At 51.8% G+C, this 4,347-nt stretch carries 6 protein-coding genes and 3 pseudogenes; 3 read left to right on the top strand and 6 right to left on the bottom strand.

Annotated features, from left to right (window positions below; genetic code table 11):
- Window positions 1-188, bottom strand: a 188-nt coding sequence (locus tag HWX39_RS35460) for a transposase (RefSeq protein ID WP_175972111.1), incomplete at its 3' end; no start/stop codon positions are given.
- A 69-nt stretch (window positions 189-257) separates the two neighbouring features.
- A pseudogene (locus HWX39_RS35455) lies at window positions 258-392 on the bottom strand (IS3 family transposase); the annotation flags it as partial.
- 55 nt (window positions 393-447) lie between these two features.
- Here HWX39_RS35455 and HWX39_RS35450 point away from each other — a divergent pair.
- A pseudogene (locus HWX39_RS35450) lies at window positions 448-786 on the top strand (integrase core domain-containing protein); the annotation flags it as partial.
- Window positions 787-832: 46 nt separating this feature from the next.
- On the opposite strand, the gene HWX39_RS35445 reads toward HWX39_RS35450, so the two are convergent.
- From HWX39_RS35445 to HWX39_RS35435, 3 genes are all read right to left on the bottom strand, one after another.
- The gene (locus HWX39_RS35445) at window positions 833-1,018 is read right to left on the bottom strand and encodes a hypothetical protein (protein WP_175972110.1); all 186 of its coding nucleotides are present in this window, start codon (window positions 1,016-1,018) and stop codon (window positions 833-835) included.
- A 192-nt stretch (window positions 1,019-1,210) separates the two neighbouring features.
- Window positions 1,211-1,618 (bottom strand): DoxX family membrane protein, encoded by a 408-nt coding sequence (locus tag HWX39_RS35440; RefSeq protein WP_175972109.1) that lies wholly within the window; start codon window positions 1,616-1,618, stop codon window positions 1,211-1,213.
- A gap of 100 nt (window positions 1,619-1,718) precedes the next feature.
- Window positions 1,719-2,012: a hypothetical protein gene (locus HWX39_RS35435; RefSeq protein ID WP_175972105.1), complete on the bottom strand. Its 294-nt coding sequence runs from the start codon at window positions 2,010-2,012 to the stop codon at window positions 1,719-1,721.
- On the opposite strand from HWX39_RS35435, the pseudogene HWX39_RS35430 reads away from it, so the two are divergent.
- Window positions 2,001-2,135: pseudogene (locus HWX39_RS35430) on the top strand (Presumed portal vertex protein); the annotation flags it as partial. The gene HWX39_RS35435 and the pseudogene HWX39_RS35430 sit on opposite strands and share 12 nt — an antisense overlap.
- Window positions 2,136-2,265: 130 nt before the next feature.
- On the top strand, window positions 2,266-3,072 hold the full coding sequence (locus HWX39_RS35425) for a DUF4436 family protein (RefSeq protein WP_175972108.1): 807 nt from the start codon (window positions 2,266-2,268) through the stop codon (window positions 3,070-3,072).
- Between the two features lie 215 nt (window positions 3,073-3,287).
- On the opposite strand, the gene trfA is transcribed toward HWX39_RS35425, so the two are convergent.
- Window positions 3,288-4,347: plasmid replication initiator TrfA (trfA, locus tag HWX39_RS35420; protein ID WP_244135164.1), on the bottom strand; the 1,060-nt coding region annotated here is incomplete at its 5' end.

Below are 4,347 nucleotides of genomic sequence, written 5' to 3'. Positions count from 1 at the left end.
GGCGTGACCGGCTTCGCTCCGCCGCCGCTGAGCTTGCCCGACGCCTCGGCCTTCGCCCAGTTGCGAAGCGTCTGCTCAGAAATGCCCAGCTCTCGGGCCACCACGGCCACTCCCTGACCATCCTTGACCCGCTGGACGGCAGCCAGCTTGAACTCCGCCGTGTATGCCTGTTTCGGTACCTTGAACATGCCTGATTTCCTTCCTTTCCGTCGAGTTTATACACGACCTCTTGGAAGGCGAAATTTCAGGGGAAGCTCAGTCGCCACCGGTACACCCAGCCTGCGAGCGGCCTCATGCTGACCGACGCTCTCCGACAAGCGCACCGCCTCCACCTTGAATTCCTGCGTGTATTGCCTTCTCGGCACCACGTTCTCTGCCATTCTGTTCTCCATACAGTCAAAAAGTTATCAAACTTCTTGCTGTACGTGGAATCGAGACAGGGTCAGAGCGCCCCGCACGCTGTTTTGTGACAACGGCTCGGAATTTACGAGTCAGGTGATGGACCTGTGGGCTTACCATCACAAGGTCGAGATTGCCTTCAGCCGGCCCGGCAAGCCAACGGATAACGCATTCGTGGAGTCGTTTAACGGCACGGTACGCGGTGAATGCCTGAACGTGCACTGGTTCACATCGCTGGCCGATGCCAGGGAGCAGATTGAACGATGGCGGGTCGAATACAACGAGAGTCGGCCTCACAGGGCTCTCGGTGAAGTGCCGCCTGCCGAATACGTCCGTCAGTTGGGCCTGCAGGCCCAACTGACGGACCAACAGAACGCCGAAGACTAACATTGCCTTTGGCACTGAAAACCGGGACCGTTCAAAAGGGACTTTGCTAGAAGCCCATTGGCCCTATTGAAGGGGGCAGGTCAATCAGGCACGGTTCCAGATTCGCGAACCAGTTTGCGAATCGCTCGCGCGTGATCGCTTTCCGTATGACGACATAATCGACGCTGTCCACCGCATGAATTTGCACGACGTTCTTGGCCAGATCCACACCAACACGAGCAATCTTGTTCATGACATACCTCTTCGCGGAAGGTTGCGTAGCGCCAGACATGATGACACCCGACGGTGCCGATCTGGCGATCGGGGAGGTCCTTACCAATTCGGATCATGACTACGACTGAGGGCGGGAATCCTGCCGGGCCTGGCTGGCCAAAGCCCCGATTATCGGGGCGTGAAGATAGTAACGGGGCGGGCGCGCCTGGCGTTATTCGGGTATCAGGGGCAACACGCCGTACCAATCGGAGAGAGCGAATTCCAACTGACTGAGCAGGGCAGCAAGGTGCGGCATCTTGACCAGCACGAGCGTGGCAAAGCCAATGATCAACAGGATGGCAGACGCGGCACGCGACACGAACCCCGTTGTCAACATCAAGCCCCCGGCGAACGAAATGGTTGCCATCAGAGGTGCCGCAAATTCGGGAAACGGGACATGTAAATTGGCGAGGTCAGCCAACATCATATTCTGGTTTTCCGGGATAACCAAAGCGTTAAATCCAGAAATAGAAATAATGATTCCAGTCGCAATTCTCGCCAATACGCGAATCAGCGCTAATGCGCTGGCAAACCATGGATGTGTGTCCAAAAAGCCGTGATAGTGATGGGGGGCGCTCATGATCAATCCCAGCTTTGAATAGATGATTGCTCAACTTACTTTCGAGGCTACTTTAAAAAATCACGAGCGCCATCCGCAGTTTACCGATACGAGAATATTCCTACTCTTTGATCCACCATGGGCTCCGTTTGGAGAGCAGATAGCGATCGACCGGCCCATAGGGCATTGTCGCGGGGCGTTCGACATCATGGACCGGCCGGGGCTCGATCAGGCGTCGCTCGACATAGGCCGGAGCCGGCATGCCGTTCACGGCGATGGCCGTGCCGGCCTGCACCGGCAGCTTTCCGACCACACGCTTGTCGACCGACACGTAGCTCTGGATCGTGGCGATCGTCACATTCGAGACTGTATCGATCGAGACGTTGCTGACGACGTGATTGTCGGTGACGTGCACAAGGCCGCCGAGGTGTTCCACAAGCTCGAGGTCGAGCCGCTCAAGGCACGGCTACGCGAGCTTAACGACTGGCTCGGCATCGAGGTGGTGCGGTTTCGCGACTATGAGCCGCCGGCTCAGTAACCGCATACAACAGCGACAAATGTCAGCGCATTCTTGCGCCAGATCCTCCGCAAAAAAATAATATGGATTTTCGTGAAAAGAACAGTGTTTTTTACAAATTCATTTCATCTAGACCTATTCGGGATGGGGTATGAAGAACTATTATTTCTGTATTACTTTTTTTATATGCTGCAGCGCAGCCGCAAGTGATCTTGCGTCAGTCGGAATAAATTTGCAAGCCTTCTCACCAGAAGTCGGTGACATTTCAGCCAGAATAACAATCAACCCTTCCGCAAAAGACATTGGTTTAATGGGGGAAATCAATCGCGACATGGTATTTGTTGACGACTCGAACACCGAAGAGTCTATTTTGGAAATACCCAAAGACAAGCCATTTATCGCCTACGATTCAATCATGAAATCCACGTACCAAGCAAAAGAACCCGGCAATGTCTTTTTATATCCCTTTGATAAGGCTGAATTTTATATAAAGCACGAGCTCTTTTACAAAACCAAAAAGATGTATTTTCCGGCCAAGTTCAAATACGTTTGCGGCTCATGTGAAATACCTGGCTTCAATGTTAAAATTGTCAATCAAAAAAGCAATAGCCTTGAATTTATCGTTTCTAGAAATTTTGCAACAAAATTCTTCTCCGTATTTATAAATTTTGCATTCTTCGTGATGGGGGTAACTGTATTTATTCTGGCCGCGAAAGTTTGGCTTAGTCATCAATGCCCACCAATTGGCACAATGGGATTTATTGCCAGCTTAATGTTTGCCATTCCCTTGATGCGGAGCATCGAGCCATCGGCTCCTCCAATAGGAACCGCTATTGATTATATTTTTCTATTCCCATCCGAGATGTTAGTTATATTGTCGCTAGTGATTGTGCAAATTTTCTGGATCAAAAGAGGGGGAAGTTACCACGCAGATTTAGACGATACCGTGGATATGTGAATCGGTCACTGTGGGGTGTGGGAAGCTCTCGGAGAGCCAACCGTTCACTCATTGAAAACCTCTGATCGCGCGTCGGCCACAAACGCGGCAACCAAGGCACTGCGCGCTCCCGCACTTCCGGGGCAAATTTGCTTGCCTTCTTGTTCATGACTCGATTCTCTCAAGAAGACGAGCCTCCACAAAATCCGGTGCGGTTCAGTGACGCTCGATTTTAGTCAGGTCGTTATCAGACCTCGGGACGATGTGCGTACGACGTGTAGCAGGTCGGCTCTATCGATTGCCCAGCTTTTTAGGAAGCCCTCCTTTACAAGCTCATCCAGCGCTTTTTTAAGATTCGCGCGAAAATGGAAAAGCGCCTTCGCTTGCGATCCACATTGACGATGTAGGAAGCGAACCGAATGTGCGTACGGGACAGCATGAGTGTGATAGTAAGTGTGGAGCCACTTCGACAGTTCGTAGCGCAAGCGCTGTCGCTGTTCACGTGCTAACCGGGTGTAGTCATCATCCGAGAATAAAGCAACAATTTCAGGCTCTATGAACACTACCCACCGCGTTTTCCCGTCAGTTCCCATTTCCGTACCTTCTTTCCACAGAAATTTTCGGATCAAGGAGCCAACAAACCCCTTTTTATTACCGGTGAAGCGAACCTTGACTTGCCCGGCTTGGAGGCGTTCAAGGGTCGTTACAAGCCGGCCGTAACACTTTGATGAAGTGCCCCATCCAAGTGATTTCAAGACGCTGTAGCCGGTAAATTCCACTTTGTCGTCCAATTGGCTGTCCCGAGCAAGGTGAAGCACCTCGAGGAAGACATCCGCGTCGTCCTGTCGAAGCTCTTCTCCACTGAATGTAATTTCAACGCTATCGACACTTGCGATAAGCCTCTTCTCCATACGGGTACGAGGCGCATTGGACTTATTCACGTTGAACAATGCCGAACGTGCAAGAGCGTTTGGCATTCCGCGAACATTCTCGGGCCACAGCGGAATCTGCGCGGGGTGAGATTGGGTCATCGCGCCCGTGCTGCTTACGCGAGCCGCAATTGCTTTGACTTGATCCACTATTGAATTAGCCATATCAGCGGTGTATGTGCATGCGTTTTTCCCATGGTAAGCGCTTATTGCGCTTCTTCGGCGATGAGTGGCGTGTACGTCCGGTATACATATGTCCGCTTCTGAGTAAACTACTACAAAAACCACTTTAACGATCAAGCGAATGCCATTGTTTTCCAAATGAGCAAATCGTACTAGCCCACTTCCAATCAGCCTCGGCATCGCT

The organism is Burkholderia sp. BCC0322, assembly GCF_902833045.1.
Taxonomy (GTDB): Bacteria; Pseudomonadota; Gammaproteobacteria; order Burkholderiales; family Burkholderiaceae; genus Burkholderia.
Note: the sequence above shows the minus strand (reverse complement) of the source record. Positions and strands in the feature narration are given on the sequence as shown.

What these genes read in the sequence shown, in the direction of transcription:
- HWX39_RS35440 (WP_175972109.1), bottom strand. Translation starts at nt 1,618, where the DNA reads ATGAGCGCCCCCCATCACTATCACGGCTTTTTGGACACACATCCATGG.
- HWX39_RS35425 (WP_175972108.1), top strand. Translation starts at nt 2,266, where the DNA reads ATGAAGAACTATTATTTCTGTATTACTTTTTTTATATGCTGCAGCGCA.
- HWX39_RS35445 (WP_175972110.1), bottom strand. Translation starts at nt 1,018, where the DNA reads ATGAACAAGATTGCTCGTGTTGGTGTGGATCTGGCCAAGAACGTCGTG.